The 688-nt window shown below is 64.5% G+C and carries 1 protein-coding gene; it reads left to right on the top strand.

Translation table 11 applies throughout. The features are described 5' to 3' along the window. Positions 1–516 (top strand): AMP-binding enzyme (locus ACXJKH_RS21750; protein ID WP_457322491.1); only part of this gene is annotated, 516 nt, incomplete at its 5' end. Positions 517–688 lie beyond the last annotated feature (172 nt).

Below are 688 nucleotides of genomic sequence, written 5' to 3'. Positions count from 1 at the left end.
GTCTGGAAGGATGACGATCGCTTCATCCAGAGCTACTTCAGCCACTTCAAGGAGCTGCTGTACAGTTCGCTGGACTGGGCGATCCGTGACGCCGACGGCTACACCTTCATCCTCGGTCGCACCGATGATGTGATCAACGTGGCCGGGCACCGGCTGGGCACGCGTGAGATCGAAGAGTGCATCGCCGGCCACCCGCTGGTGGCCGAGGCGGCTGTGATCGGGGTCAAGGATGAACTCAAGGGCCAGGTGCCGCTTGTGTTCGTTACCCTGCGCCAGGCGGTGGACGGCGATGGCAGCGCGATCATCACCGAGATGATGCAGCGGGTAACCAACTCCCTCGGCGCGCTGGCGCGGCCGGCGCACATCCACATCGTCAACGCGCTGCCCAAGACCCGCTCCGGCAAGCTGCTGCGCCGCTCGCTGCAGGCGCTGGCCGAAGACCGCGATCCGGGAGATCTCTCGACCTTGGATGATCCGGCGGCCTTGGATGAAATCCGGCGCGCGCTGGGCAGCTGAAACCGTCGTTTCCGCAGATGTCTCGGGAGCCGGCACATCGATGGATGTGTGGGCTGGTTTGTATGCGGCGCTTGATGGGCGTCGCGCTTCCCGGAAATCATTCGCACGTGTCGCGTCCGGACATGGCCGTGGACTATCCGGTCGCGCACGATCGACGCAGGGATGCCACATC

Source organism: Stenotrophomonas sp. P5_B8 (assembly GCF_054049855.1).
Note: the sequence above shows the minus strand (reverse complement) of the source record. Positions and strands in the feature narration are given on the sequence as shown.